The organism is Micromonospora sp. MH33, from assembly GCF_003013775.1.
Classification (GTDB): domain Bacteria; phylum Actinomycetota; class Actinomycetes; order Mycobacteriales; family Micromonosporaceae; genus Micromonospora; species Micromonospora fulviviridis.
Genome location: NZ_MUYZ01000485.1, coordinates 1 through 3,158 on the forward strand (window position 1 = coordinate 1; position 3,158 = coordinate 3,158).

The 3,158-nt window shown below is 77.0% G+C and carries 2 protein-coding genes; both read right to left on the bottom strand.

What is annotated here, in order from left to right:
• The coding region (locus B0E53_RS34765; RefSeq protein ID WP_107079756.1) for a nitrate- and nitrite sensing domain-containing protein at positions 1-1,713 on the bottom strand (1,713 nt) is incomplete at its 3' end.
• On the bottom strand, positions 1,710-3,158 hold a 1,449-nt coding region (locus tag B0E53_RS34770), incomplete at its 5' end, for a helix-turn-helix transcriptional regulator (protein ID WP_146167908.1). The genes B0E53_RS34770 and B0E53_RS34765, both read right to left, overlap by 4 nt.

Below are 3,158 nucleotides of genomic sequence, written 5' to 3' on the forward strand. Positions count from 1 at the left end.
CGCCGGGCCGCCGGCATCCGTGCCGCCCGGGGGCGCGGTCACGGTGACCAGGCCGGGCGGGAGCAGCACGACTGCGGCGGTTCCGCCGCGCGGGCCGGGACGCAGCGAGACCCGGGCGCCGCAACGGGCGGCGAGCAGGGCGGCGACATACAGCCCGGTCCGGTCGGCGGGCGGCACGTCCGGGGGCGGCCCGTCCAGCAGTTCGTTCGCCTCGGCCAGCGCGGCGGCGTCCAGGCCGGGCCCGTCGTCGAGGATCACCACGGCGCAGCCCTGCGGCCCCGGCTCACCGGCGACCCGCACGGTGGTGTGCTCCGGCGAGCAGGTCACCGCGTTCTCGATGAGCTCCGCCAGCAGGTGAACGACGTCCGCGACGCCTGACCCGGCGAGCGACCACGGCCAGTGCGGTGCGACCAGTACCCGCTGGTAGTCCGGCACCTCGGCGACCGCCCCGCGGACCACGTCGAGCAGGGGCACCGGCCGTCGCCAGCGGCGAGCCGGCGCCGCGCCCGCGAGGATGACCAGCTTCTCCACGTTGCGCCGGATCCGGGTGGCGAGATGGTCGAGCCGGAACAGGTCGGCGGTCTCCTCTGCCGTCCGATCCCGCCGCTCCATCGCGTCCAGCAGGGCGAGCTGGTCGCGCAGCAGAGCCTGGTTGCGTCGGGTCAGCCGCAGGAACAGCTCGCCGGTGGCGGTCGCGACCGGCGGGGAACCCGCCACCCCGCCGGCCAGTCGGCGGACGGTTTGGGACCAACCGACCAGCACGACGAGCACCGCGATGAGCCCGAGTCCCACGACCACGCCCGTCCGGGTGACCACCAGCGCGGCGCCCGGAGCGGCCCGCTCGACGCTGTCGCGTGCCGTGGCGATCACCAGCTCCCGCAGTCCGTTCAGGGCCGGGTCGACGGTCGCCCGCCAGCTCTGCGCGCTGATCCCGGTCGTGACGTCGGCACCCGGTGTCCGGAGCAGCCGGTCCTCCAGCCGGAGCAGGTCGGCGAAGCGCGGGCTCTCCACCAGCCGCTGGTGCTGGTCCCGTCCGGCGGCGGGTAGCCCCGCGGCCGCCGCCGCCCGGGCGTACCGCTGAATGGCTACCAGCTCGGCCAGGTGGCGCCGGTCGTCGTCACCGATGCCGCCGCCGGCCAGGGCCGCGGCCAGCAGGGTGTCCTCCCGGGCGAGCAGCTCGCGGGCCCGGGCCAGCGCGAGGACCGACCGGGTCTCGCCGGCCAGCTCGTCCTCGCGTCCGCCCCACTCCGGGCCGTACACCGCGAAGGCGGCGTCGATCAGCCGGTCGTATCCGGCGACCGCGCTGGGCCGGTCGAGCCGCCCGCCGTCCACCTCGGACCGGAGGGTGGCCAAACCGGTCAACTGCCGCACCAGCTCATCGGCCCGGTCCCGCACCGCGCCGGCCGTGAGCAGCCGGGGGTCGTGGTCCTCGGTGAACGCGCGCACCGGGGCGACCGCGCCGTCCGTCCGGCCGCGCGCCTCGGCCAGCGCGGCCCGCGTCCGTCCGGCCCCGGCGATCGTCTCGGCGGTCAGCCGGCGTTCCCGTTGGAGATTGAGGATCAGCAGGTCGGTGGGCTGGCCCAGGGTGTCCGCCAGGGCCCGGACCCGGACCAGGTCCGCGGCGTCCCGGCCGGTCAGCACCGCCGCGTACGCCCAGAGGGTCAGCAGCACGGCCGCCAGCGCGCCCAGCTTCAGCCGCATCCGCTGGTTCACCGCGGGTCCCGTTGCGGCCACGGCTGCCGGCCCGCGGTGCTCGACCGGTCGGCGACCACGGTGCGCAGCAGGGCCAGCAGCTCCGCCCGGTTGGCGCAGTCCAGCCGGGACCGCATCCGTGCCACGTGGTGCTCCACCGTCTTCGCCGAGATGAAGAGCCGGTCGCCGATCTCCCGGTAGGTCAACCCGGCCAGCACCAGCTCGGCGACGTCGTGCTCGCGGTCGCTGAGCCGGTAACGGGTGGGACCGGTGACGGCATCGGCGACCGGTGCCGAGCCGTCGTCCGCCCCGGCGGGCGCCCCGCCGGGCCGGGCGGCCGGCCGGGCCTGGAGCCCTCGGGCGCACTCCAGCAGGGTGGTCATCGCCCGTCGGTCCGAGGTGCGGATGGCAGCCTGCCCGGCGAGGCGGGCGGCGTCCCAGCACAACCCGGCGTCGTGCAGCCCACGCGCGGCGGCCTCGACCCGGACCGGGTCCACGACGCCGCGCAGCACCTCGACCCAGATCGTGGCGGCCGCGGCGACCACGGCGGCGTACCGGCTGTGGTCGGCCGCGGCGAGCAGGGCGGTGACGTGCGCGTCGGCGGTGGCCGGCTGCTCGGTGAGGATCGCGGCGTGCAGCCCGGTCCAGTGCAGCGGTGCGCTCCACAGGGCCGGGTTGCCGAGCCGGTCCAGCACCAGCGAGGCCTCCCGCAGGTACGGTTCCAGCCGAGCCAGGTCGCCCAGCCGGGCGCCGGCCACCGCGAGTTCGCCCAGCGGTAGCAGGGTGAACAGGTCCACGGGGTGCCGGACCACCGCCTCCAGCGCCGGCCCCCAACCGCGTTGCAGCCCCCCGACGTCGCTGTTGCGCCGGGCGATGCCGAGTTGGAGCGCGCTGGCCAGCAGCAGGTCGCGCGACTCCAGCGGTCGCTCGTCGGCGGTCACCGCGGCGAGGTGGTCGGCCGCGGCGGCCGTCTGGCCGCGGACCATCCGGATCCAGGCCTGCAACAGCCGGTGGCGGCGGGCCATCAGCGGCCCACCGATGCCGGTCGTCACGGCCCGGTCCAGCACCCCCTCGGCGATGTCCAACTCGGCACAGTGGATCGCGGTCAACGCGGCGAGCGCGGCTGGACTGTCCGGCAGGAGGACCCGCCGCCCGTCGGGTTCCAGCAGCGCGGTCGCCTGCACCAGCCGGGAAAGGGCGCTGGTCGGCGTGCCGGTGATGCTCTCCCGTACCCCCTCGGCCATCAGCCGGGCGGCACTGGCGTGCAGGGTCGGTGGGCCGCCGCTCGGGTCGTCGGGCAGGTCCCCGCCCGCGACCGGGCGGCCGACGGCGAGCGCCCCGACGGCGGCGAACGCGGCGGACGGGGCGTGCCCGGACCACCGGTACAGCTCGACGCTGCGCTCCACCTGGCCGCGGTGCGCCAGTGCCGTCGCGGCCACCGTGGCCGCCTCCGCCCGCACGGCCGG